This is a genomic window from Amaricoccus sp. B4, from assembly GCF_043226085.1.
Taxonomy (GTDB): Bacteria; Pseudomonadota; Alphaproteobacteria; order Rhodobacterales; family Rhodobacteraceae; genus Amaricoccus.
Map to the genome: position 1 here is coordinate 406,495 of NZ_CP171225.1, position 22,470 is coordinate 428,964.

General features: G+C 66.9%; 25 protein-coding genes. 9 read left to right on the forward strand and 16 right to left on the reverse strand.

The annotated features are described in order from the left end of the window. Positions 1-41: 41 nt before the first annotated feature. Both pth and ACF66B_RS01965 read left to right on the forward strand, forming a co-directional pair. Entirely contained in the window at positions 42-749 is a 708-nt protein-coding gene (pth, locus tag ACF66B_RS01960) for an aminoacyl-tRNA hydrolase (RefSeq protein ID WP_111428928.1), read from the forward strand. After that, entirely contained in the window at positions 746-1,792 is a 1,047-nt protein-coding gene (locus ACF66B_RS01965; RefSeq protein WP_392663846.1) for a DUF2332 domain-containing protein, read from the forward strand. Before pth ends, ACF66B_RS01965 begins: the two co-directional genes overlap by 4 nt. A gap of 103 nt (positions 1,793-1,895) precedes the next feature. Here ACF66B_RS01965 and ACF66B_RS01970 read toward each other — a convergent pair whose 3' ends face one another. The 10 genes from ACF66B_RS01970 to aroA all read right to left on the reverse strand — a co-directional run bounded on the left by ACF66B_RS01970 (position 1,896) and on the right by aroA (position 11,332). After that, entirely contained in the window at positions 1,896-2,228 is a 333-nt protein-coding gene (locus ACF66B_RS01970; protein ID WP_111428506.1) for a hypothetical protein, read from the reverse strand. 75 nt (positions 2,229-2,303) lie between these two features. Further along, positions 2,304-3,524, reverse strand: a complete 1,221-nt coding sequence (gene trpB / locus ACF66B_RS01975) for a tryptophan synthase subunit beta (RefSeq protein WP_111428505.1) — start codon at positions 3,522-3,524, stop codon at positions 2,304-2,306. Between the two features lie 116 nt (positions 3,525-3,640). Then, entirely contained in the window at positions 3,641-4,288 is a 648-nt protein-coding gene (locus ACF66B_RS01980; protein WP_111428504.1) for a phosphoribosylanthranilate isomerase, read from the reverse strand. A 17-nt stretch (positions 4,289-4,305) separates the two neighbouring features. Next, the gene (locus ACF66B_RS01985; RefSeq protein WP_111428503.1) at positions 4,306-4,647 is read right to left on the reverse strand and encodes a LapA family protein; all 342 of its coding nucleotides are present in this window, start codon (positions 4,645-4,647) and stop codon (positions 4,306-4,308) included. A 35-nt stretch (positions 4,648-4,682) separates the two neighbouring features. After that, complete coding sequence (gene ihfB / locus ACF66B_RS01990) at positions 4,683-4,964, reverse strand: integration host factor subunit beta (protein ID WP_111428926.1); 282 nt, start codon at positions 4,962-4,964, stop codon at positions 4,683-4,685. 85 nt (positions 4,965-5,049) lie between these two features. Beyond that, entirely contained in the window at positions 5,050-5,964 is a 915-nt protein-coding gene (gene sppA, locus ACF66B_RS01995) for a signal peptide peptidase SppA (protein WP_111428502.1), read from the reverse strand. Positions 5,965-5,974: 10 nt separating this feature from the next. Continuing rightward, entirely contained in the window at positions 5,975-7,660 is a 1,686-nt protein-coding gene (gene rpsA / locus ACF66B_RS02000; protein WP_111428501.1) for a 30S ribosomal protein S1, read from the reverse strand. A gap of 98 nt (positions 7,661-7,758) precedes the next feature. Further along, positions 7,759-8,406 carry a (d)CMP kinase gene (gene cmk, locus ACF66B_RS02005; protein WP_162683153.1) on the reverse strand — a complete coding sequence of 216 codons (648 nt, stop codon included), beginning with the start codon at positions 8,404-8,406 and terminating at the stop codon, positions 7,759-7,761. 182 nt (positions 8,407-8,588) lie between these two features. Next, on the reverse strand, positions 8,589-9,716 hold the full coding sequence (locus ACF66B_RS02010) for a calcium-binding protein (RefSeq protein ID WP_111428499.1): 1,128 nt from the start codon (positions 9,714-9,716) through the stop codon (positions 8,589-8,591). Between the two features lie 275 nt (positions 9,717-9,991). Next, positions 9,992-11,332 (reverse strand): 3-phosphoshikimate 1-carboxyvinyltransferase, encoded by a 1,341-nt coding sequence (gene aroA / locus ACF66B_RS02015; RefSeq protein WP_111428498.1) that lies wholly within the window; start codon positions 11,330-11,332, stop codon positions 9,992-9,994. Between the two features lie 190 nt (positions 11,333-11,522). Between aroA and ACF66B_RS02020 the strand changes: the two genes are divergently transcribed. Next, entirely contained in the window at positions 11,523-12,494 is a 972-nt protein-coding gene (locus ACF66B_RS02020) for a magnesium transporter CorA family protein (protein ID WP_111428497.1), read from the forward strand. 10 nt (positions 12,495-12,504) lie between these two features. Here ACF66B_RS02020 and ACF66B_RS02025 read toward each other — a convergent pair whose 3' ends face one another. Further along, entirely contained in the window at positions 12,505-12,699 is a 195-nt protein-coding gene (locus ACF66B_RS02025) for a hypothetical protein (RefSeq protein WP_111428496.1), read from the reverse strand. Between the two features lie 122 nt (positions 12,700-12,821). On the opposite strand from ACF66B_RS02025, the gene ACF66B_RS02030 reads away from it, so the two are divergent. Continuing rightward, the gene (locus ACF66B_RS02030) at positions 12,822-13,367 is read left to right on the forward strand and encodes a glutathione peroxidase (protein ID WP_111428495.1); all 546 of its coding nucleotides are present in this window, start codon (positions 12,822-12,824) and stop codon (positions 13,365-13,367) included. Between the two features lie 60 nt (positions 13,368-13,427). Here the strand turns inward: ACF66B_RS02030 and ACF66B_RS02035 are convergent, their stop codons facing one another. Next, positions 13,428-13,763, reverse strand: a complete 336-nt coding sequence (locus ACF66B_RS02035; protein ID WP_111428494.1) for a DUF1476 domain-containing protein — start codon at positions 13,761-13,763, stop codon at positions 13,428-13,430. 172 nt (positions 13,764-13,935) lie between these two features. Here ACF66B_RS02035 and purC point away from each other — a divergent pair, with 172 nt between their 5' ends. The 5 genes from purC to ACF66B_RS02060 are packed head-to-tail and all read left to right on the forward strand — an operon-like array spanning position 13,936 to position 18,778. Continuing rightward, positions 13,936-14,700: a phosphoribosylaminoimidazolesuccinocarboxamide synthase gene (gene purC, locus ACF66B_RS02040; RefSeq protein ID WP_111428493.1), complete on the forward strand. Its 765-nt coding sequence runs from the start codon at positions 13,936-13,938 to the stop codon at positions 14,698-14,700. Then, positions 14,700-14,939, forward strand: a complete 240-nt coding sequence (purS, locus tag ACF66B_RS02045) for a phosphoribosylformylglycinamidine synthase subunit PurS (RefSeq protein WP_111428492.1) — start codon at positions 14,700-14,702, stop codon at positions 14,937-14,939. Before purC ends, purS begins: the two co-directional genes overlap by 1 nt. Further along, positions 14,936-15,625: a phosphoribosylformylglycinamidine synthase subunit PurQ gene (gene purQ, locus ACF66B_RS02050; RefSeq protein ID WP_111428491.1), complete on the forward strand. Its 690-nt coding sequence runs from the start codon at positions 14,936-14,938 to the stop codon at positions 15,623-15,625. Before purS ends, purQ begins: the two co-directional genes overlap by 4 nt. A 36-nt stretch (positions 15,626-15,661) precedes the next feature. Further along, positions 15,662-17,422 carry an ATP-binding protein gene (locus ACF66B_RS02055; RefSeq protein ID WP_392663857.1) on the forward strand — a complete coding sequence of 587 codons (1,761 nt, stop codon included), beginning with the start codon at positions 15,662-15,664 and terminating at the stop codon, positions 17,420-17,422. Positions 17,423-17,428: 6 nt separating this feature from the next. Beyond that, complete coding sequence (locus ACF66B_RS02060) at positions 17,429-18,778, forward strand: sigma-54 dependent transcriptional regulator (RefSeq protein WP_111428490.1); 1,350 nt, start codon at positions 17,429-17,431, stop codon at positions 18,776-18,778. Positions 18,779-18,928: 150 nt separating this feature from the next. Here ACF66B_RS02060 and rfbA read toward each other — a convergent pair whose 3' ends face one another. From rfbA to rfbC, 4 genes are read right to left on the reverse strand one after another with little or no spacing between them, the layout of a single operon-like run. Further along, positions 18,929-19,825 carry a glucose-1-phosphate thymidylyltransferase RfbA gene (gene rfbA, locus ACF66B_RS02065; protein ID WP_111428489.1) on the reverse strand — a complete coding sequence of 299 codons (897 nt, stop codon included), beginning with the start codon at positions 19,823-19,825 and terminating at the stop codon, positions 18,929-18,931. 50 nt (positions 19,826-19,875) lie between these two features. Then, positions 19,876-20,736, reverse strand: a complete 861-nt coding sequence (gene rfbD, locus ACF66B_RS02070; protein WP_111428488.1) for a dTDP-4-dehydrorhamnose reductase — start codon at positions 20,734-20,736, stop codon at positions 19,876-19,878. Further along, complete coding sequence (rfbB, locus tag ACF66B_RS02075) at positions 20,736-21,770, reverse strand: dTDP-glucose 4,6-dehydratase (RefSeq protein ID WP_111428487.1); 1,035 nt, start codon at positions 21,768-21,770, stop codon at positions 20,736-20,738. Before rfbB ends, rfbD begins: the two co-directional genes overlap by 1 nt. Beyond that, the gene (rfbC, locus tag ACF66B_RS02080) at positions 21,770-22,336 is read right to left on the reverse strand and encodes a dTDP-4-dehydrorhamnose 3,5-epimerase (RefSeq protein WP_111428486.1); all 567 of its coding nucleotides are present in this window, start codon (positions 22,334-22,336) and stop codon (positions 21,770-21,772) included. Before rfbC ends, rfbB begins: the two co-directional genes overlap by 1 nt. Between the last annotated feature and the right edge of the window lie 134 nt (positions 22,337-22,470).

The following is a 22,470-nucleotide window of genomic DNA, read 5'->3' on the forward strand; positions in this document are numbered from 1 at the left end:
GTATAGATCGGGGCGCGTCTTTCTTTTCTCGGGGGGCTTTGGTGAAACTTTTCGTCGGTCTCGGCAATCCGGGTGCCAAATATGCCCGCAACCGGCACAATGTCGGCTTCATGGCGGTGGAGGCGATCGCGGAGGCCCATGGCTTCGCGCCCTGGCGGGGCAAGTTTTCGGGGCAGGTTTCCGAGGGGCGGCTCGGGCGCGAGAAGGTGATCCTGCTGAAGCCCGAGACCTTCATGAACCTCTCCGGGGATGCGGTGCAGGCCGCGGCGGCCTTCTACAAGATCCCGCCGGGCGACATCACCGTCTTTCACGACGAGCTCGATCTCGGCCCCGGCAAGCTGCGGGTGAAGACGGGTGGCGGGCATGCGGGCCATAACGGGCTGCGCTCGATCACCGCCCACCTCGGCCCGGATTTCCAGCGCGTGCGCATCGGCATCGGCCATCCGGGCAACAAGAAGCTCGTCTCGAACTACGTGCTCGGGGATTTCGCGAAATTCGAGGAGGACTGGCTCGCCAAGCTGCTCGAGGGCGTTGCCGAGGGCGCGCCGGCGCTCGCCGAGGGTGACGGCAGCGTGCTCTCGAACGCGGTTGCCCGGCGGCTCGCCCCGCCGAAGCCCGAACGGAAGAAGCCGGCGGCGGAGGCGGAGAAGGCGGCCCCTGCCCCAGAGGCTGCGGTGGCCCGGCCCGAGCCCGTGGCAGAACGCGATCCGCAATCCATGCTCCAGAGGCTCGCGGAGAAGTTCCGTTGAGCGTTCGCGCGGCCTTCGAGGCGCAGGCCGACGTGTGCGCCGCGATGGGCTCGCCCTTCACCGCGCGGCTCTGCCGCCTGGTTGCCGAACGCCTCGAGCCCGGCACGCCGGTGGCCGAGCGTGTGCTCGGATGGCGCGGCAATCCCGGCGGCCGCGCCGATGCGCTGCCCTTGCGGCTGGCCGGCGCGCTCCACGGCCTTGTCATCGAGGAGATCGACGCAGGCCTCGCCGCCGTCTATCCGCCGCATGACCAGGGGCTCTCCGACGATGCGGTCTGGGCGGCGGTCTCCGCGGCGCTGGCGGCGCATCCGCGCTTCATCACCGCCCGGCTCCGGCGGCCGCCGCAGACCAACGAGACGATGCGGAGCGCCGCGCTCTGCCCCGGCTTTCTCACGATCGCTGCGCGGACGGAGCTGCCGCTCATCACCTCGGAGCTCGGCGCGAGCGCGGGCCTCAACCAGATCTGGAACCGCTTCTTCTATCGCTTCGGCGACGCGCAGTGGGGCCCCGAGGACTCGCCCGTGCGTCTCGTGCCGGAGTGGGAGGGGCCGCCGCCGCCGCTCGTGCCCGTGCGGCTGCTGGAGCGCGCAGGCTGCGACAGCGCGCCGCCCGATCTTGCAAAGCCCGCCGACCGCCTGCGGCTGCTGAGCTATGTCTGGGCCGACCAGCCCGAGCGGCTGGCGCGGATGCAGGCCGCCCTCGCGCTTGCCGGGGAGGCCGGGATCCAGATCATCACCCGCGATGCGCTCGACTGGCTGTCGGACCGGCTGGCGCTGCGGCTCCAGGGCGCGGCGCATGTGATCTATCACAGCGTCTTCTGGCAGTATCTTGAGCCTTCGGCTCAGGCTGCGGCGGTGGAGCGGCTGAGCGAGGCTGGCCGGCGGGCCTCCCGCGAGGCGCCCATTGCCTGGCTGCGGCTCGAGGTCGATGGCGCGGCGCCGGGCGCGGCGATCCTGCTGACCCTCTGGCCCGACGGCGAGACGCGGCTGCTGGGCCGGGCGGATTTCCACGGCAGCTGGGTGCACTGGACGGGCTGGGACTGACCCCGCCCGCGCCGGACGAAAAAAGGCCAGACCCTGATCGGTCCGGCCCCGTTCCTGTCTGAAGCGCCGGCCCGCACATGGCGCGCCGGCGACGTGGACGGCCTCAGCCGTCCTTGCGGAAGAATTTCTTCTCGCGGGGCTTGCCGTCCCAGCCGGGCTTTCCGCGCGGCGCGCGGTCTTCGCCTGCACCTGCAGGGGGGCGACGGCGGGCGCCTTCGGCACCGCGGCCCGGGCCACGGCCTTCGCCGCGCGGCGACGACCTGTCTTCTTCGCGGTGTTCCCACTTGCGCAGCAGCTTGGCGTTGAAGCGGTCACGGCCGATGATGCCTTCATGGCACCAGACGCAGGCGACGGTCTCGCCGTCGAGAGCCTCGACCGCCATGCGCATCGAGCCGCTGGAGAGGACCACGAGATCCCCGATGTCAAAATTTTCCATAACGTAACGTAACCTTGTTTCCGGCCCGTCGGGGGCCGGCGATGGGGAGCAGGCCCCGCTCCCTGGGGTTTCGCGTCAGAGGCCCACGCCCAGTGCGTCGGCGACGGTGAAGATGTCCTTGTCGCCACGGCCGCACATGTTCATCACGATCAGATGCTCGGGCGGAAGCTTCGGCGCGATGCGTGCTACATGCGCCAAGGCGTGCGCCGGTTCAAGAGCCGGAATGATGCCTTCGGTCACACACGACAATTTGAAGGCCGCGAGCGCCTCCTCGTCGGTCACGCTGACATACTCGACCCGGCCCATGTCATGCAGCCAGGAATGCTCCGGGCCGATGCCGGGATAGTCGAGACCCGCCGAGATCGAATGGCCCTCGAGGATCTGGCCGTCCTCGTCCTGCAGCAGGTAGGTGCGGTTGCCATGCAGCACGCCCGGACGCCCGCCGGTGAGCGAGGCCGCGTGCTCCATGCGCTCGTCCACGCCATGGCCGCCGGCCTCGACGCCGATGATCGCGACATCGGTGTCGTCGAGGAACGGGTGGAAGAGGCCCATGGCGTTCGAGCCGCCGCCGATGCAGGCCACCAGCGTGTCGGGCAGCCGGCCCTCGCGCTCGAGGATCTGTTCGCGGGCTTCCTTGCCGATGATCGACTGGAAGTCGCGCACGAGCTGCGGATAGGGGTGCGGGCCCGCGACGGTGCCGATGCAGTAGAACGTGTCGTGCACATTGGTGACCCAGTCGCGCAGCGCCTCGTTCATCGCGTCCTTGAGCGTGGCGCGGCCCGAGTTCACCGGCACCACTTCGGCGCCGAGGAGCTTCATGCGGAAGACGTTGGGCTTCTGGCGCTCGACATCCGTGGCGCCCATGAACACCACGCATTTGAGGCCGAAGCGCGCGCAGACCGTGGCGGTCGCGACGCCGTGCTGGCCGGCGCCGGTCTCGGCGATGATCCGGGACTTGCCCATGCGGCGGGCGAGCAGGATCTGGCCCAGCACGTTGTTGATCTTGTGCGCGCCGGTGTGGTTGAGCTCGTCGCGCTTGAGGTAGATCTTCGCGCCGCCCAGATGCTCGGTCAGCCGCTCCGCGAAATAGAGCGGCGAGGGCCGGCCGACATAGTGCTTCCAGAGGTCGTCCATCTCGGCCCAGAAGGCGGGATCTTCCTTGGCGCGGCCATATTCCGCCTCGAGATCGAGGATGAGCGGCATCAGCGTCTCGGAGACGAAGCGGCCGCCGTAGATGCCGAAGCGGCCGCGCTCGTCGGGGCCGTTGCGGAAGGAATTTGTCTGCGGCGCGTTCATGGGCTTTCAGGGGCTCCCTTGCTCGTTTGCCCCTCTCCTACAGGGCGCAGGGGGCCGCGTCGAGAGGGGAGCGCGCGCCCACGGGGTGTGGGCCCGCTCTCCGGGGCTCAGCGCCCCTAGCCCGGCGTGCGGCCGGTCGCGGCGGCGACGAAGGCCGCGATCTTCTCGTGATCCTTGCGGCCCGGGGCGCTCTCGACGCCGGAGGAGACATCGACCTGCGCCGCTCCGGTGAGCCGGATCGCCTCGGCGACATTCTCCGGGGTCAGGCCGCCGGCAAGCATCCAGGGCCGCCGCCAGCGCCGCCCCTGGATCAGCCTCCAGTCGAAAGCGATGCCGTTGCCGCCGGGCAACTCGGCCTCCGGCGCGGGCCGGGCATCGACGAGGATCTGGTCGCAGACCTGGGCATAGGCGTCGAGCGCGGGCAGATCCGCCTCGGAGCCCACCCCCACCGCCTTCATCACCGGGCGGCTGAAGCGGGTGCGGATCTCCGCCACCCGCTCCGGGCTTTCCTTGCCGTGTAGCTGCAGGATGTCGATCGGCATCGCCTCGAGGATCGCAGCCAGCAGCTCGTCGTCGGCATCGACGGTGAGCGCGACCTTGATGATGCCCTCGGGCAGGCCGCCCGCGATCCAGACGGCATCGCCGGTGGTGATGTGCCGGGGCGAGGGCGGGAAGAAGACGAAGCCCGCATAGGCCGCCCCGGCCTGCGCCGCAGCGGCCACGTCGGCGCGCGTGCGCAGGCCACAGATCTTGACGCGCGTCATGCCCGTGCTGGTCCGGCTCAGTTGCCGATCAACGCGAGCACGTCATCCTTGGGCTTGTTGGTCTCCCTGCGAAGGGTATCGACCTCGCGGTTGAGCGTGCGCGCCTCACGGGCCTTTTCGGCGGCCCGGCGGCGGTGCTTGTATTCGCGCAGGTATTCGAGAAGGTAGCCGATCACGAGGCCGACCAGGATCGAGATCAGGCTCACCACGAAGAGCGGCAGATCGACCGAGGCGCCCGGAACCAGCCCGGCCATCCCGGCCGGCAGAAGATGAAGCGTCACCATCTCGCGGTTCGCAACCGAGAGCACGACGATCGCCAGAAGGATGATCGCCAGAAGTATCAGCTTTATGGTTCGCATTCCATTCCCCTCACTGCGCCATCGGCCGCAGGCATTTATTCATCATTCAGACGTTCGCGCAACAGCTTGCCGGTCTTGAAGAAGGGAACGTATTTCTCATCGACCGAAACCGTGTCGCCGGTCCGCGGATTGCGGCCCTGCCGGGCCTCGCGACGCTTGACCGAGAAGGCGCCGAACCCGCGCAGCTCGACGCGGTGGCCTTCCGCCATTGCATCAATGATCTTGTCGAAAATCGTGCCGACGATGCGTTCCACGTCCCGCTGGTAGAGATGAGGGTTCTCTTCGGCAATCTTTTGAATCAGTTCGGACTTTATCATCACCGCCCTCTCGAACATTGCCCTGGGCCGTGACGGCCCCCTCGCTGGACCCCTGGCGCCGCCCGGTGTCGCATAGTGGCAGGAATCACGGCCCGATGGAATAGAGCTTGGCCCCCTGCCAGCGGGAAATTTCCCCTAGAATCCCGCTGCTTGCCCCCAATTTGCCCAGAATTCGGGCAAGCTCGGGCCCTTGCTCTTCGCGCTCCCAGTTAACGACAGGGAGATCGGAAAGTTCCGGCTCGCGCGATTCGAGCCAGGCAATGGCCTCGGTCTCGCCGCCGATCTCGTCGACGAGGCCGTTTTCGAGCGCGATCCGGCCGGTGAAAACCGCACCGTTGGTGACGTCCGAGAGCGCCTCGCCCTCAAGGCCGCGCCGCTCGGCGACAAGGCCGCGGAACCAGGCGTAGCTGTCGGCGACCATCTCCTCGCTGACCTCGCGCGCCGCGGGGCTCGTCGGGCGGAAGGGCGAGGGTTCGGCCTTCAGCGGCGAGGAGCGCACCGTCTCCATCTCGACCCCGATCCGGTCCATGACGCGGGTGAGGTCGGGATATTCCATGATGACGCCGATCGAGCCGGTGAGCGTGTTGCCGCGCGCGACGATATGATCGGCGCCGAGGGCCGCGACATAGCCGCCGGAGGCCGCAACCTCGCTCATGACCGCAACAACGGGCTTTTCCGCCGCCACGCGGCGGAGGGCGGCATAGAGCGCCTCGGCGCCCGCGGTGGTGCCGCCGGGAGAATTGATGCGCAGGATCACGGCACGCGCCGTGTCGCTTTCGGCGATTTCGTCGAGCATCTCGTCGCGCTCGCGGCTCTCGCCGATGAATCCGTCGATGCTCACCCGCGCCACGTGGTCGCGCGCCGTCTCGAGGCCGGTCAGCGAAAGGGCAACGCCGAGGGCGATGAGCAGGAAAAGCGCGACGAAGAAGCCGCGCCAGAATGCCGAGCGGCGCCATTTCCGGCGCCGCTCTTCGTAGAAATCACGCTCAAGCGCGTCCATCGGACATCGCTCAGGCGTCGTCCCGCTGCTTCAGAGCAGCGCCGAGGATGTCGCCGAGCGAGGCGCCCGAGTCGGAGGAACCGTACTGTTCGACGGCTTCCTTCTCTTCGGCGATCTCGCGGGCCTTGATCGAAAGGCCGAGGCGGCGCGACTTCGGATCGATGTTCGTGACGCGGGCATCGACCTTGTTGCCGACCGAGAAGCGCTCGGGGCGCTGTTCGGAACGGTCGCGGCTGAGGTCGGAGCGGCGGATGAAGGACTTCATGCCGTCGTATTCGACTTCGATGCCACCGTCCTCGATCGCGGTCACGGTCACGGTCACGATGTCGCCACGCTTCACGCCGGCAACGGCGTCGGCGAACGGATCACCGGCGAGCGCCTTGATGGAGAGCGAAATGCGCTCCTTCTCGATGTCCACATCGGTGACCACCGCGCGGACAACGTCGCCCTTGCGGTAATCGGCGATCGCATCCTCGCCGGAGCGATCCCATGCGAGGTCGGAGAGGTGGACCATCCCGTCGATGTCGCCGTCGAGACCGACGAAGAGACCGAATTCGGTGATGTTCTTGACCTCGCCCTCGACTTCCGTGCCGTTCGGATGACCGGCGGAGAAGTTCTCCCACGGGTTGCCCTGGGTCTGCTTGAGACCCAGCGAAACGCGGCGCTTGGCGGGATCGATCTCGAGAACGACCACTTCCACTTCCTGCGAGGTGGAGACGATCTTGCCGGGATGCACGTTCTTCTTGGTCCAGGACATTTCCGAGACGTGCACGAGGCCCTCGACGCCCGGCTCCAGCTCCACGAAGGCGCCGTAGTCGGTGATGTTGGTGACGCGGCCGACATGGCGCGACCCGATCGGGAACTTCGCCTCGACGCTGTCCCACGGATCGGCCTGAAGCTGCTTCATGCCGAGCGAGATGCGCTGGGTGTCCTTGTTGATCTTGATGACCTGGACCTTCACCGTCTCGCCGATCCCGAGGATCTCGGAGGGATGGTTCACACGGCGCCAGGCCATGTCGGTCACGTGCAGCAGACCATCGACACCGCCGAGATCGACGAAGGCGCCGTATTCGGTGATGTTCTTCACGACGCCGTCGATCACGTCGCCTTCCTGCAGGCGGGCGATCACCTCGGCGCGCTGCTCGGCACGGCTCTCTTCGAGAACGGCGCGGCGCGAGACCACGATGTTGCCGCGGCGGCGGTCCATCTTGAGGATCTGGAAGGGCTGCGGCATGTGCATGAGCGGGCCGGCGTCGCGCACGGGGCGGACATCGACCTGGGAGCCGGGCAGGAACGCGACCGCGCCGCCGAGATCGACGGTGAAGCCACCCTTGACGCGGCCGAAGATCGCGCCCTCGACGCGCTCTTCCTTCTCGAACGCCTTCTCGAGGCGATCCCAGGCAGCTTCGCGCCGGGCCTTGTCACGGCTCAGGACCGCTTCGCCGCGGGCGTTCTCGACGCGCTCGAGATAGACCTCGACCGTATCGCCCACCTCGATCTCGGGGGCCTTGCCGGGAGCGCTGAATTCCTTGAGGTCGACGCGGCCTTCCATCTTGTAGCCGACATCGATGATGGCCTGACCGGCCTCGATCGCGAGCACGGTGCCCTTGACCACGGACCCCTCGTCAGGGGTCACAAGCTCGAAGCTCTCGTTGAGCAGCGATTCGAAATCTTCCATTGTCGCCGAAGCTGACATCCAGTTCTCCAAATAGCGTGTTTCCGGCCGGGCGGTTGGTTCCGCCGGTCTTTCACGAGGTTGCACCCCGGAGCGGATACGACAAACGGGCGGTGGCCTCAGGCCCCACCCGCATCAAGGCGCTCGTTCACATGGGCGATCGCTTTCGCGACGGCCGCGTCTATAGACAAATCTGTCGTGTCAAGCAAGAGTGCATCGCTCGGCCGCACCATCGGCGCCGCATCGCGACTGGCGTCGCGGGCATCCCGGGCGCGCAGGTCGGCGAGCACCTGCTCGAAGCTCTGGCCCTCGGTCAGTTCGGCGTGGCGGCGCGCGGCGCGGACCTCGTCGGCGGCGGTGACGAAGAGCTTCACCTCGGCCTGCGGGCAGATCACCGAGCCGATGTCGCGGCCATCGAGCACCGCCCCGCCCTCGCGCCGGGCAAAGCGCTTCTGGAAATCGAGCAGAGCGGCGCGCACTTCCGGGATCGCCGCGACCTTGGAGGCCGCGCGCCCTGCCCGCCCGGTCCGGAGCCCCTCGCGCTCGAGATCGGCCTCCTCGAGGCGCCGCGCCAGCTCCGCCGCCCAATGCGGGTCGAGCACACCGCGCCCGTCATCGAGCGCCCGTACGCCGACCGCCCGGTAGAGCAGGCCGGTATCGAGATAGGCAAAGCCGAAATGCGACGCGAGCGCGCGCGATATGGTGCCCTTGCCGGCCGCCGCCGGGCCGTCCACCGCCACGGTGAAGATCAAACCGGATCCCCTCATTCCGATGCCGTCCGGGCAGATCGCACCCGGTGGCTGCGCGGCCCGCGGCCAGATGCGCCCCCGCCCCCGGCCGGAGGCGGGCCGCCTCCTCCGCGCGACACTATCGCAGCGTCCGGGGAGGGGCAACGCCCTGACGGGCAAGGAGGATGCGGCGCGGGGCCTTGCCCGCGCCGCGCCTGGTCTCAGAGATCGAGGAGCGGCAGGTCGATGATCGGGCCGACGATGATCGGCCCGCCCAGCTGGAAATCGTCCTCGTCGAGGGCGACCATGGTGTCGAGGAGCTGGATCACTCCCTCGCTGTCGAGATCGTCATCGACATTGAAGTAGATGTAGGTCGAGTTCAGCAGCGCGTTCTGCTCGTAGCGGATCTGTCCGGTGCCGGTGAAGGCGGCGGTGCCGATGAAGTCGAAGCCGTTGTTGAAGAAGGGCGTGGCCTCGTTCGCGTCAATGCCGCGCACGTCGAAGATGTCCTCGCCCTGGGCGAAGTCGAAGACCGTTTCGAAGGCGACCGCGATGTCGTCGATGTCGCTGAAGCGGAAGACATCGTCGCCGCTGCCGCCATGGAGCCCGTCGTTGCCGAGGCCGCCGATCAGGGTATCGTTGCCCGCCTCGCCGTAGAGCGTGTCGCCGGTGAAGGCACCGCCGCCGCCGCCGCCATCGAGCAGGTCGTCGCCCGAGCCGCCGCGCAGCGTGTCGAGCCCCCCACCGCCCCTCAGGGTATCGTTGCTGCTGCCGCCGGAGAGCGTGTCCTCCCCGGACCCGCCGCTGAGGAGGTCGGCGCCGGTCGAGCCCGAGAGATAGTCGTCGCCGCCATGGCCGTAGAGCGTGTCGTTGCCGCCGAGGCCGTAGATGTGATCATCGCCGCCGAGCCCGCGGAGGAAGTTGCCGCCGCCGTCGCCGTAGAGCGTGTCGGCATGGGCGCTGCCGGTGATGTTCTCGATCTCGGTGAGCGAATCCATCCCCGCGCCGTAGCGGCTGTAGCCGGACGTGAGGCTCACCCAGACCGCATCCGGGGCATTGGAATAGTCGGCGGTGTCGATGCCGCCCTCGCCGTTCAGCAGATCGTTGCCCGGGCCGCCCTGCAGCGTATCGTCGCCCGAGCCGCCGATCAGCAGGTCGCTGCCGTAATGACCGCGGAGCAGGTCGTTGCCCGCGCCGCCGTCGAGCAGATCATTGCCCGAACTGCCGTGGAGAAAATCGTCGCCGCCGAGCCCGAAGAGCGCATCGTTGCCGCCGAAGCCGTTCATGCTGTCAGCCTGGGGCGTTCCGGTCAGCATGTTCGGGTTTTCGTCACCATTAACAACTGCCATTGCAATAACTCCTGCATTCGAAGGCCGAACAGATCCGGCTTCGTTGCGTAAAATCGCCCTGCGTCAGAAATAGAACGAGGCGATACTTTCAGATTTTACGCTCGCGGGAAGTGAAATTCGTCCATTTGAATATAAAATGTATTGGCGAGCGTCTGCATTCTTATCACGATTATCGCGATTCGTGTAGACGCACGCCGAAAGCCGCCCGCGACAGCGGGCCGGCCCGGGGGACGTGGCCGCCTCATCCGGCCACGGTTCGGGCCGGAGGTGCTGCGTCAGCCGGCGAACTCGGCGCCGAGGCCGCGCATCAGGCCGGTGAAATCCGGGAAGCTCGTGGCGATCGGGCGGCCGTCGTCGATGACGACCTCCTGTTCCGTTCCGAGGCCGAAGCAGAGGAAGGACATCGCGATCCGGTGGTCGAGGCGGCTCCGCACCGTCGCGCCGCCCCGGACCCCGCGGGCGCCGCGGCCGTGGACGATCATGTAGTCCGGCCCCTGCTCCACCGAGACGCCGCAGGCCTCGAGCCCCTCGGCCATCGCGTCGATCCGGTCGCACTCCTTGACCCTGAGCTCGCCGATGCCGCGCATCACGGTCGGGCCTTCGGCAAAGGAAGCCAGCGCCGCCAGCACCGGGTATTCGTCGATCATCGAGGCGGCGCGCTCGGGCGGCACCTCGACGCCCTGGAGCGCGGAGAAGGCGACCTCGAGATCGGCGACGGGCTCGCCGCCTTCCTCGCGCACATTGGCAAAGCCGATCCGGGCACCCATCTCGAGAAGCGTCTCGTAGAAGCCCGCCCGTGTCGGGTTGCGGCTCACGCCCGGCACGGTGATCGCCGAGCCCTCGACGATCAGCGCCGCGGCGACCGGGAAGGCCGCGGAGCTCGGATCGCGCGGCACGCTCACGCGCTGCGGGCGCAATTCCGGGTGGCCCTGGAGGCGAATCACGCGGCCCTCCGGCGTCACCTCGGTCTCGATCCGGGCGCCGAAGCCTGCGAGCATCCGCTCGGTGTGATCGCGCGTCGGCTCGCGCTCGGTGACGATCGTGGTGCCCGGCGCATTGAGGCCCGCGAGCAGGACGGCGGATTTCACCTGGGCCGAGGGCATCGGGGTGACATAGCGGACCGGCACCGGGTTCTCGGCGCCGACGAGGGTGATGGGCAGGAACCCGCCCTTTCGGCCGTGGGCGCGCGCGCCGAAAAGCGCCAGCGGATCGACTATCCGGCCCATCGGGCGCGAGCAGAGGCTCGCATCGCCGGTGAAGGTGGCGGTCACGTTGCTCGTGGCCATCGCCCCCATCACGAGGCGGACGCCGGTGCCGGAATTGCCGAAATCGATCACGCCCTGAGGCTCGCGGAAGCCGCCGACGCCAACGCCATGGACGCTCCATTCGCCGGGCCCGTGGCGTTCGACCGTGGCGCCGAAGGCCCGCATCGCCTTGCCGGTGTCGATCACGTCCTCGCCCTCGAGCAGGCCGCTGATCCGGGTCTCGCCCACGGCGAGTGCGCCGAGGATCAGCGCGCGATGCGAGACCGACTTGTCGCCGGGGATCTGCGCCTCGCCCGTCAGAGGTCCGTTTGCGATCGCGCGGATCGGCACCGCTTCACCCTGTCCCGCCATGTCCTGTCCTGCCTTCGGTTCGGAATTCCGCGACCGTTTACGGGATTGCCGCGCCGGGGTCCACTGCGACCCGCGCGGCCGGGTGCCTGCCTTTGAAGGTTCACCGCACTCTTGCGCTGTTGTAGTGAGGAGCCAACACTGTTCCGCTCCGGCCTTCACGCGCCGGGGCCAGGTCATCATGGAGGGCGGCATGATCCGAGGATTTACCTCGAGCGGCGGAAGGCTCCAGAAGGTCGAGAACCCCATGGCCGCGTTCGACCGGCTGATATGGATCGACCTCCTGCGCCCGACCCGGGAGGAGGAGACGCATCTCGAGGCACGGCTCGGCATCGACATTCCCTCGCTCGAGGAAATGCGCGAGATCGAGGAATCGAACCGGCTCTATGTCGAGGGCCATGCAACGGTGATGACCGCTGTGATCCCCTGGGGGGTGAGCGAGGGCACGCCGGGCATGGACCCGGTGACGTTCGTGCTTGCCAACGGCCGGCTCATCACCATCCGCTACCAGGAACCGCGCTCGATCGAGAGCTTTTCGAACTGGGCGGGCAAGATCGGTCTCGACTGCAGCAACGGCGAGGCGACGCTGATCGGCATCCTCGAGATGGTGGTGAACCGCGAGGCGGACATCCTCGAGGACTGCATGCGCCGGATCGACGATATCTCGGGTTCGGTGTTCCGCGACAGCACCGAGGAAGTGACGGCGAGCCGCGATTTCCAGTCGATTCTCACCCGGCTCGGCCGCGCGGGCGATCTCATCACCAAGGTCCGCGACAGCCTCGTCTCGCTCGACCGGCTCGTGACCTTCCTCGTGCAGCTCGTGGTGGCGCGGAAGGGCGAGACCGAAAAACGCGCGCGTCTCAAGACGATCCAGCGCGACCTTGCCTCGCTGACCGCGCATTCGGATTCGCTGGCCCAGAAGGTCACCTTCCTGCTCGACGCGACCCTCGGTCTCGTCAACATCGAGCAGAACTCGATCATCAAGATCTTCTCGGTCGTCGCGGTGATCTTCCTGCCGCCGACGCTCGTTGCCTCGATCTACGGCATGAACTTCCGGGTGATGCCGGAGCTTTCGCTCCCCTACGGCTATCCGATGGCGCTCCTGTTCATGGTGATCTCGGCGATCCTGCCCTACTGGCTCTTCAAGCGGAAGAAGTGGCTCTGACGCCGCCGGCTCAGGCCTTCGCGGTCTTGGAGTAGATCTTGCGGGCGACGATCATGGCGACAGGGACGGCGAGCACGAAGCCGATCGCGGCGGCGATGATGATGCTGCGCGCCGTCTCGAAGCCGGACACGAGCGCGATGACGATCATCGTGCCGGCGAGCGAGGCACCGATGACGGAATAGAGCAATGACGCGAGGCGGTACATATCTGCCGGTCTCCCAGTTGTGGTGCCGGTGGCAATAAGGCGGCTGCCGCGAAATCTCCTTGATTCAGATCATCATGGGGCTAATTCTCTGGGCGAGTGGTTAGCGGAACGGATCACCCGACATGCACCGGCGCAGCTTCCTCGCGTTCATCGCCCTCCTGCCGGCGGCGCGGCCGCTGGCGGCTCTTGCCACCGGCGCGGCCCCGGATCGCTTCACCTTCCGCTCGATCGACGGCGGACCGCTCGATCTCAGGACATTCCGCGGCGGGCCGGTGCTCGTCGTCAACACGGCTTCCCGCTGCGGCTTCACTTCGCAGTTCGAGGGGCTGCAGGCGCTCTGGGAGCAGTATCGCGCGCGCGGGCTCACGGTGGTCGGGGTTCCGTCGGCGAGTTTCCGGCAGGAGCTCTCCTCCGCGGCGGAGGTGAAGGATTTCTGCGAGGTGAATTTCTCGGTCGATTTCCCGATGACCGATCTCGTCGCGGTAACGGGGCCGGAGGCGCATCCGTTCTATGTCTGGGCAGCGGCCCAGGGCGTGGCGCCTGCCTGGAACTTCCACAAGATCCTTCTCGACAGCCAGGGGCTCATCGCCGCCGATTTCCCGGCGCCGGTGACGCCGGAGGATCCGCAGCTTCGTGCGGCGATCGAGGCAACACTTCTCGGGACCTGACCCAGATACAGGAAAGCGCGGGCGATCCGGCGCCCGCGCGGAGGCAGGATGTCCGGACGGTCAATCGGAGGTGACGGAGCCGTCCTCTTTCATGACCTCTTGCTTGGCAAGCTCGTAGAGCTCGAGCATCTTGAGCCGGATGGTCCGCTCGTCGGCGAGACCGCCGAGATCCTCGGCCACCTTCCGGTAGACATCGCTCTCGTGATCGACTTCGGCCAGATCGGCGAGAACGACCTCGCGGGCATACGCATCGCGCTCGTCGCCATCCTTGCCCAGCAGGCTGGCGGCCCAGCGGCCGAGCAGCTTGTTGCGGCGCGCGTAGAACCGGAACAAGAGTTCCTCGTCGTGAACGAACTTGTTCTCGAACCCCCGCTCGCGTTCATCGAACGTCGTCATAGTCGGTCCTCCAGCCGTTTATTTTCTCTTAATCCAGACATAATAGCTCCCACCGACCTTGGAAAGTCCCGGATGAGAACGCTTGCCCCTTTTTCGCCCAGCGGTTAAGGAGAGCCGAACGCAAAAGGGCGGGCCCCCGTGAGCCCGCCCTGACCCATTTTCGGAGACAGGCATGGCCCGGCGCAGGCTTATATACGAGGGCAAGGCGAAGATTCTCTACGAAGGCCCCGAGCCCGACACGCTGATCCAGTATTTCAAGGACGATGCCACCGCGTTTGACGCCCAGAAGAAGGCCGTCATCGAGGGCAAGGGCGTCCTGAACAACCGGCTCTCCGAGCACTTCATGACCGGGCTCAACAACATCGGCGTTCCGACCCACTTCATCCGCCGCATCAACATGCGCGAGCAGCTCATCCGCATGGTCGAGATGATCCCGCTCGAGGTGGTGGTCCGCAACTACGCCGCCGGCTCGCTCTGCAAGCGCCTTGGTCTCACCGAGGGCCAGCAGCTGCCGCGCCCGATCATCGAGTTCTACTACAAGGACGATGCGCTCCACGACCCGATGGTCGCCGAAGAGCACATCATCGCCTTCAACTGGGCGAGCCAGCAGGACATCGACGACATGATCGCCCTGGCGCTCCGGGTGAATGACTTCCTGTCGGGCATGTTCCTCGGCGTCGGCATCCGGCTCGTCGATTTCAAGATCGAGATCGGACGCATCTTCGAGGGCGATTTCCAGCGGCTCGTGGTCGCTGACGAGATCAGCCCCGACAGCTGCCGGCTCTGGGACGTCGAGACCAACCGCAAGCTCGACAAGGACGTGTTCCGCCACGACCTCGGCTCGCTTTCCGAAGCCTACACGGAAGTGGCGGTGCGGCTCGGCGTAATGCCGCGCAACAACGGAAAGGCGGCCACCGGGCCGAAATTGGTGAATTGATGCGCGCGAAGGTCCATGTCACATTGAAGAAAGGCGTTCTCGACCCCCAGGGCGAGGCCGTGCGCCACGCTCTCGGCGCGCTCGGCTTCGACGATGTGGGCGAGGTGCGCGTGGGTAAGGTGATCGAACTCGACCTCTCCGACGAGGACCGGGGCACCGCAGAAGCCAGGGTATCCGAGATGTGCGAGAAACTCCTCGCGAACACCGTCATCGAGAACTACCGGGTGGAACTCGAATGAGCTTCCGCGCCGGGGTTCTGGTTTTTCCCGGTTCGAACTGCGACCGGGACATGGCCGTAGCACTCGCCCAGGCCGGGGCGGATGTCACCATGGTCTGGCACAAGGAGACGGCCCTGCCCTCCGGTCTTGACCTCGTGGCGATCCCGGGCGGCTTCTCCTTCGGCGACTACCTGCGCTGCGGCGCGATCGCCGGGCGCTCGCCCATCATGCGCGCCGTGGTCGACTTCGCCCATGGCGGCGGGCATGTGCTGGGCGTCTGCAACGGTTTTCAGGTGCTGACCGAGACCGGGCTCCTGCCTGGCGCGCTGATGCGCAACGCGGCGCTGAAGTTCGTCTGCCGCGTCGAGGAGCTCGTGGTCTCGACCGAGCAGAGCGTCTTCACCAGCCGCTACGGCAAGGGTGCGCGGATCGAGGTGCCGATCGCGCATCACGATGGCAATTACGTTGCGACGCCCGAGATCCTCGCCGAGCTCAATGGCGAGGACCGCGTTGCCTTCCGCTATGTCCGCACGCCCAACGGCGCGATGGACGACATCGCCGGCATCCTGTCGGCCAACCGCCGGGTTCTTGGCATGATGCCGCATCCCGAGCGCGCGGTCGATGCGCGGCACGGCGGCACGGATGGCCGCGGCGTTTTCGAGAGCCTCGCCGCGGTTCTGGGAGCAGGCGCGCTGCAGGAGGCCTGAACGGCCCCTCGCGCGTCTTGTGCTTGAGGCCTTGCGATGACGCTGGCGACCACGGAGCCCGAACAAGCGTCCCCGAGCCGGTTCTGGATGCGGACCGGCCCCGTTCTCGCCTTTCTGGTCGTCGGCCTCATCATCTGGGCGAGCCAGGCCTATTTCACCCGAACCTTCTCGATCGAGGAGAGCAACCGCGCCAAGATCCGCGCCACGCTCTTCGCCGCCAGCATCCAGTCCACACTCCAGCGCCATGCGGTCGTGCCGCTGCTGCTGTCGCGTGACCCGATCCTGGTCTCGGCGCTCAACAGCGGCAGCTACAACGGCGCGAACGAGCGGCTCCAGAGCTTCCAGGAAGAGCTCGGCTCCGGGCCGATCTTCCTGCTCGACGCCGAAGGCAATGTCGTCGCCTCGAGCGACAATCGCAACAACGACGAATATGGTGGCGACAAGAGCTACTACATCGCCGCGATTGCCGGGAACGGCACCGCCTTCTCGATCTCGGAGGGCGACGGCAACGGCTTCGTCTTCCACTACTCGCGCAAGCTCACGGTCAATGACGCCTTCCTCGGCGTGATCGTGGTCACGGTCGATCTCGGCATGCACGAGAAAGGCTGGCGCAACGCGAATGCCAAGGTCGTGGTGAGCGATTCCGAGGGCAATATCCTGCTGGCCTCCGATCCGTCCTGGCGGGGCAGCAACCTCTCCGCGATCCTGACGCCCCAGCCGCCGGCCTCCTTCCTCGGTCGCCTGCTCAACTCGGTGCGGACCGCCCACAGCTCCGAGGTCACCTATACCTATTTCGGCAAGACACCCTTCCTCATGTCGGAAGTTCCGATCGGGTTCCGCTCCTGGCGGCTGGTCTTCTTCGATACGCTCGAGGATGTGCGCACGCGGGTGAACGCGATCCTGTCGCTCATCTTCATGAGCCTTGCCATGCTGCTCGCGCTCGGCTTCTACCTGCTGTCGCGGCGGGCGCGGGCCGAGAACCGCAGGGTGCGGCGGGAAAGCCAGGAGCTCCGGCTTCTCAATCGCCGCCTCTCGACCGAGATCGCCGCGCGCAAGCGGGTGGAGAAAAATCTCAAGGAAGCCGAGCAAAGCCTTGAACAGGCGTCGAAACTGGCCGCGCTTGGCCAGATGTCGGCCGCTGTCAGCCATGAGCTCAACCAGCCGCTTGCCGCGATGAAGACCTACCTCGCGGGCGCGCGCCTGCTCCTCAAGCGCAGCCGCACCGAGGAGGCGCTGAGCTCGTTCCAGCGCATCGACGATCTCATCAACCGCATGGGCGGCATCACCCGCCAGCTCAAGTCCTACGCCCGCAAGCGCGACGCGGAGCTCGAGGTGTTCGATCTCCGCGACAGCGTGCGTGAGGCGCTTTCGATGATGGCCCCGCAGCTCGGCAAGATGACGGTGGCGCTCACCACCACCCTGCCCTCGGAGCCGGTCGAGGTGCGGGCCGATCCGCTGCGCATCGAGCAGATCATCGTCAATCTCTTGCGCAACGCGCTCGATGTCGTGCGCAATGTTCCGGACCCGGCGATCAGCATCCTGCTCGTCGAGGGCGAGTCGATCGTTCTCTCGATCGAGGACAACGGCGCGGGCCTCGATGATCCGGGCAAGCTCTTCGAACCGTTCTACACCACCAAGAAGCCCGGCGAGGGCCTCGGCCTCGGCCTCGCCATCTCGGCCGGGTTTGCCGGTGAACTGGGCGGGCGTCTCGTTGCCCGCAATGCGCCCGATGGCGGCGCCGTCTTCGAACTGATCCTGCCGCGGCAGGCTCCGTCCGAGACCAAGACCGAAAAGTGACCACGCATGAAAAAGACAAGCACGATCGCAATCATCGATGACGAAGCCGACCTGCGGGAGTCGGTGTCGCAATGGCTTCAGCTGTCGGATTTCACGCCCGTGACATTCGATTCCGCCGAGGCCGCGCTCCGGGTCATCTCGCCGGAGTTTCCCGGCATCATCCTCAGCGACATCAAGATGCCGGGCATCGACGGCATGGCGCTGCTGCGCCGGCTCCAGTCGGTCGACCCCGGCCTGCCGGTCATCCTGATGACCGGGCACGGCGATGTGCCGATGGCGGTCGAGGCGATGCGCATCGGGGCCTATGACTTCATCGAGAAGCCCTTCGATCCCGAACGCCTGCTGGAGCTCTGCACCCGCGCCGCCGATACGCGCCAGCGCACGCTCGAGATGCGCGACCTCCGCCGCGAACTCGCCGACGACACCGTGCCGGTGCGCCGTCTGCTCGGGGCGAACCCGCTGATCGAGAAGCTGCGCGAGAGCGTGCTCGACATGGCGCAGGCCGATGGCCATGTGCTGATCCTCGGCGAGACCGGCACCGGCAAGAGCCTTGCCGCCAATGCGCTCCATGCCTGCGGGCCGCGCGCCTCGCGACCGATGGTGACGGTGAACTGCGCCTCCATGGCGCCGGACCAGCTCGAGGTCGCCCTCTTCGGCGGGCCGGAGCATCCCGAGAAGCCGCTCGTCGAGCAGGCCGACGGCAGCACGCTTTGCCTCGAGAACATCGAGGCTCTGAGCGCCTCGGCCCAGGCGCGGCTTCTCGAGGTCCTGAACGCCGCCGTCCAGGACACGACCTCTGCCCGGCCGATGAGCCTGCGGGTCTTTGCCATCTCGAGCCAGACGCCGCGGACGGAGGGCACGCCGCTCGATCTGCGCGAGGATCTCTATTTCCGTCTCGCCGGGCTCATGCTCGAGGTGCCGCCGCTTCGGGTGCGGGGCGAGGACATCCTCACGCTCTTCAGCCATTTCAGCCGGCAGTTCGCCGAGGAATACGGCTGCGAGGCGCCGGTGCTCAATGCGACCGATGCGGCGAACCTGATGCAGGCGCCCTGGCCCGGCAACGTGCGCCAGCTCATCAACCTTGCCGAACGGGCGGTGATGCAGGCGCGGCGCGGCGAGCAGAACATCTCGGCGCTGCTGATCGATGACGGCTTCCAGGTGCCGGTTTCCGATCCGGTCGGGGCGGAAAAGCCGCTCAAGGAGCATGTCGAGGCCTTCGAGAAGATGCTGATCGACCATGCACTGCGCCGCCATCAGGGCTCGGTCGCCTCGGTGATGGCAGAGCTCGCGCTGCCGCGCCGGACCCTCAACGAGAAGATGGCGAAATACGGGCTCAGCCGGCAGGATTATCTCTGAGCCTATCGTCGAGGCGCTCCGGCGCCGGTGCCGGATGCCGTCGCCCCCGGCGGGTGCCGGGGGCGATTGGCGACAATTCGGTTTCAGTAGAAGAGTTTAGGGGGCGCCATTCACGCTTTGCGTGAGAGGTGCCCTCAGACGCACGGCGGCTCAGCTTTCCGCGATGCGGAGCAGGTAGCGGCCGTATTCGGTCTTGAGATAGGGGGCTGCAAGCGCGCGCAGGGCCGCCGCGTCGATCCAGCCCTGGCTGAAGGCGATTTCCTCGGGGCAGCCGATCTTGAGATTCTGCCGCTCCTCGATCGTGCGCACGAAATTGCCGGCGTCGAGCAGGCTCGCATGGGTGCCGGTGTCGAGCCAGGCGAAGCCGCGGCCCATGCGCTCGACATTGAGGCTGCCTTCGGCGAGATAGGAATTGAGCAGATCGGCGATCTCGAGCTCGCCGCGCGGGCTCGGCTCGACCGCGCGGGCGCGGGCCGGCGCGGTGTTGTCGAGCACGTAGATGCCCGTCACCGCGAAATTCGATTTCGGCACCTCGGGCTTTTCCTCGATGGAGAGCACGCGGCCCTCCTCATCGAAATCCACCACACCGTAGCGCTCGGGATCGGCGACCTGATAGCCGAAGACCGTGCCCCCCGACCCCCGCTCGCTCGCCGCCTTCAGCAGTACCGGCAGATCGTGACCGAAGAAGATGTTGTCGCCCAGCACCATCGTCGAGGCTGCGCCGGCGAGGAATTCCTCGGCCAGCACATAGGCCTGGGCGAGGCCTTCGGGTTTCGGCTGCTGGATGTATTCGAAATGCATGCCCCATTTCGAACCGTCGCCGAGCAGCCGCTGGAACTGCGCCTGATCGGCGGGCGTCGTGATGATCGCGATCTCGCGCAGGCCCGAAAGCATGAGCACCGAGAGCGGATAGTAGATCATCGGCTTGTCATAGAGCGGCAGAAGCTGCTTCGAGAGCGAATGGGTGATGGGATAGAGGCGCGTCCCGGATCCTCCCGCGAGGATGATGCCCTTGCGGGCGCCGGACGGCGAAACGTGATCTGACATGAAACGACTCTCTGAACTTCAGCACAATACGCGGCGAAACGCTCGCGATACTACAGTTCGCGGAGCACGGCGTCCAATGCCGGGCGCCAATCTGGTTGATCGATGCCGTATGCTGCGCGGATCTTCGTGCAATCGAGCGTGGAATTTGCGGGCCGCGCGGCCTTGGTCGGCCATTCGTCCGTGCCGATCGGCGTCACCTTCGGCACGCGGTCCCAGCCGCTCCGCGCGAAGATCTCTGCGGCAAAGCCCGCCCAGCTCGTCTCGGGGGTTCCGGCGAAGTGGAAGAGGCCGGGCACGCCCCTGCCCGCCTCGAAGGCAAGTGCCATGGTCCAGAGCGCACCGGCGATGTCGCCCGCGGCGGTGGGTCCGCCCCGCTGATCGGCGACCACGCGCATCTCGTCGCGGTCGCAGCCGACGGTGAGCATCGTCTTCACGAAGTTCCGGCCATGGGCGGAGAAGACCCAGGCCGTGCGCAGGATGGCCGCGCTGCCGCCCGCGGCGAGCACCGCCTCCTCGCCCGCGCGCTTGCTCCGGCCATAGGCGGAGGCGGGCGCGACCGGGTCGGTCTCGGCATAGGGCCGCTCGAGCGTGCCGTCGAAGACGTAGTCGGTCGAGATATGGAGGAACGGAATGCCGCGCGCCGCGGCCGCCGCGGCCATGGCGCCCGGCGCGGCGCTGTTGATCGCGAGGGCGAGATCGGGCTCGTCTTCGGCCTGATCGACCGCGGTATAGGCCGCAGCATTCACCACGATGGCGGCCTCGCTCGTCTCGACGGCGCAGGCCACCGCCGCGATGTCGGTGAGATCGACATCGTCGCGGCTGAGCATTTCCGCGTCGATGCCGCGGGCGGGGGCAAAGCGCGCGAGTTCACGGCCGACCTGGCCATGGGCGCCGAAGACGAGTGCGCGCATCAGCCGGCCTTCAGCCCAAGGCGTTCGAGCTTGTGGCCGCGGGCCTGGATGGCCTGCCACCATGCGCGGTTCTCGAGATACCAGGCGACCGTCTTCCGGAGCCCCTCGTCGAGCGTCACCGAAGGCTGCCAGCCGAGCTCGGCACGGATCTTCGAGGCATCGATCGCATAGCGGAAATCGTGGCCGGGGCGGTCGGTGACGAAGGTGATGAGCCGGTCATGCGGCGCCCCTACGGGATCGAGCTCGTCCATCAGCGCGCAGATCTTGCGCACGATGTCGATATTGCGCGCCTCGGCATTGCCGCCGATGTTGTAGCTCTCGCCGAGCCTGCCCTCCTGCGCGACCTTGAGGAGTGCCGTCGCGTGATCCTCGACGAAGAGCCAGTCGCGGACGTTCTCGCCCTGCCCGTAGACCGGGATCGGCTTGCCCGCCAGCGCGTTGAGGATCACCACCGGGATGAGCTTCTCGGGGAAATGGAACGGCCCGTAGTTGTTGGAGCAGTTCGAGAGCACGACCGGCAGGCCGTAGGTCTCGCCCCAGGCGCGCACGAGATGGTCGCTGGACGCCTTCGAGGCCGAATAGGGCGAGTTCGGCGCATAGGGCGTTTCTTCGGTGAAGAGGCCGGTCTCGCCGAGCGTGCCGAAGACCTCGTCGGTCGAGATGTGATGGAAGCGGAAGTCGCGGGTGCCGCCCCAATAGGCCCGCGCGGCCTCGAGCAGCGTGTAGGTGCCGACGATATTCGTGTCGATGAATTCGGCCGGACCGTCGATCGAGCGGTCGACATGGCTCTCGGCGGCGAGATGCATCACCGCATCCGGCTGGTGCGCGGCAAAGATCCGGTCGAGCGCCGCGCGGTCGCGGATATCGGCCTTCTCGAACCGGTAGGCGGGGCTGTCGGCAACGCTTTCGACGTTCGGCAGGTTCGCCGCATAGGTCAGCGCATCGAGATTGACCACCTCATGGCCATCGGCGATGGCCTGTCGCACCACGGCGGAACCGATGAAACCGGCCCCTCCCGTCACCAAGAGCTTCATCAGTCAACTCCATACTCGAACGGCGATTCCCAGTCCCGGAAGCGGGGCGCGTTCAGATCCTTTCCCGACAGGGTCACCTCGCACGGGTTGACCCCCCATTCGATCGCAAGCTCCGGATCGCACCAGCTGACGCTTCCGTCGCTTTCCGCGTCATAGACCGCGTCGACCTTGTACATGACGAGTGTATTGGGGCTGAGCGTGACGAATCCATGAAGGAAACCGCGCGGCACCAGCATCTGGGCGCCGTTTTCGGCGGTCAGGATCTCGGAGACCCACTGGCCATAGGTCGGCGATCCGCGCCGCACATCGACGGCAACATCGAGAATTGCACCCATGCCGACGCGCATCAGCTTTGCCTGCGCAAAGGGCGGCGCCTGGTAGTGCAGGCCGCGCAATGTCGCGGCGGGGGCGGAAAAGCTCTCGTTGTCCTGAACGAAGTCGATCGCGATCCCGGCCTCGGCCAGGCGCGGGCCGCTCCAGGTCTCGCTGAAATAGCCCCTCGCGTCGCCAAAGCGTCGCGGAGTCAGGACCTTCACCTCGGGAATCTCTTTGCTGCGGATATCCATATCGCTTCGGTTATTCTAAACGCGCTGGTTGCGTCCAGCGCTTTCAGGTATCGCGCTTTTCGTGGCCGATTTGCAAGTTGCACAGGAAATTTGCGTTCGGGCCCGTGCCCGGCTTGTGCTGTGACGTGAATGCA

Excerpts from the sequence above, each read along its gene's own strand:
- ACF66B_RS01970 (WP_111428506.1), bottom strand. The coding sequence starts at position 2,228 with ATGGAAAATTTTGACATCGGGGATCTCGTGGTCCTCTCCAGCGGCTCG.
- trpB (WP_111428505.1), bottom strand. The coding sequence starts at position 3,524 with ATGAACGCGCCGCAGACAAATTCCTTCCGCAACGGCCCCGACGAGCGC.
- ACF66B_RS01980 (WP_111428504.1), bottom strand. The coding sequence starts at position 4,288 with ATGACGCGCGTCAAGATCTGTGGCCTGCGCACGCGCGCCGACGTGGCC.
- ACF66B_RS01985 (WP_111428503.1), bottom strand. The coding sequence starts at position 4,647 with ATGCGAACCATAAAGCTGATACTTCTGGCGATCATCCTTCTGGCGATC.
- ihfB (WP_111428926.1), bottom strand. The coding sequence starts at position 4,964 with ATGATAAAGTCCGAACTGATTCAAAAGATTGCCGAAGAGAACCCTCAT.
- sppA (WP_111428502.1), bottom strand. The coding sequence starts at position 5,964 with ATGGACGCGCTTGAGCGTGATTTCTACGAAGAGCGGCGCCGGAAATGG.
- rpsA (WP_111428501.1), bottom strand. The coding sequence starts at position 7,660 with ATGTCAGCTTCGGCGACAATGGAAGATTTCGAATCGCTGCTCAACGAG.
- cmk (WP_162683153.1), bottom strand. The coding sequence starts at position 8,406 with ATGAGGGGATCCGGTTTGATCTTCACCGTGGCGGTGGACGGCCCGGCG.
- ACF66B_RS02010 (WP_111428499.1), bottom strand. The coding sequence starts at position 9,716 with ATGGCAGTTGTTAATGGTGACGAAAACCCGAACATGCTGACCGGAACG.
- aroA (WP_111428498.1), bottom strand. The coding sequence starts at position 11,332 with ATGGCGGGACAGGGTGAAGCGGTGCCGATCCGCGCGATCGCAAACGGA.
- ACF66B_RS02020 (WP_111428497.1), top strand. The coding sequence starts at position 11,523 with ATGATCCGAGGATTTACCTCGAGCGGCGGAAGGCTCCAGAAGGTCGAG.
- ACF66B_RS02025 (WP_111428496.1), bottom strand. The coding sequence starts at position 12,699 with ATGTACCGCCTCGCGTCATTGCTCTATTCCGTCATCGGTGCCTCGCTC.
- ACF66B_RS02030 (WP_111428495.1), top strand. The coding sequence starts at position 12,822 with ATGCACCGGCGCAGCTTCCTCGCGTTCATCGCCCTCCTGCCGGCGGCG.
- ACF66B_RS02035 (WP_111428494.1), bottom strand. The coding sequence starts at position 13,763 with ATGACGACGTTCGATGAACGCGAGCGGGGGTTCGAGAACAAGTTCGTT.
- purC (WP_111428493.1), top strand. The coding sequence starts at position 13,936 with ATGGCCCGGCGCAGGCTTATATACGAGGGCAAGGCGAAGATTCTCTAC.
- purS (WP_111428492.1), top strand. The coding sequence starts at position 14,700 with ATGCGCGCGAAGGTCCATGTCACATTGAAGAAAGGCGTTCTCGACCCC.
- purQ (WP_111428491.1), top strand. The coding sequence starts at position 14,936 with ATGAGCTTCCGCGCCGGGGTTCTGGTTTTTCCCGGTTCGAACTGCGAC.
- ACF66B_RS02055 (WP_392663857.1), top strand. The coding sequence starts at position 15,662 with ATGACGCTGGCGACCACGGAGCCCGAACAAGCGTCCCCGAGCCGGTTC.
- ACF66B_RS02060 (WP_111428490.1), top strand. The coding sequence starts at position 17,429 with ATGAAAAAGACAAGCACGATCGCAATCATCGATGACGAAGCCGACCTG.
- rfbA (WP_111428489.1), bottom strand. The coding sequence starts at position 19,825 with ATGTCAGATCACGTTTCGCCGTCCGGCGCCCGCAAGGGCATCATCCTC.
- rfbD (WP_111428488.1), bottom strand. The coding sequence starts at position 20,736 with ATGCGCGCACTCGTCTTCGGCGCCCATGGCCAGGTCGGCCGTGAACTC.
- rfbB (WP_111428487.1), bottom strand. The coding sequence starts at position 21,770 with ATGAAGCTCTTGGTGACGGGAGGGGCCGGTTTCATCGGTTCCGCCGTG.
- rfbC (WP_111428486.1), bottom strand. The coding sequence starts at position 22,336 with ATGGATATCCGCAGCAAAGAGATTCCCGAGGTGAAGGTCCTGACTCCG.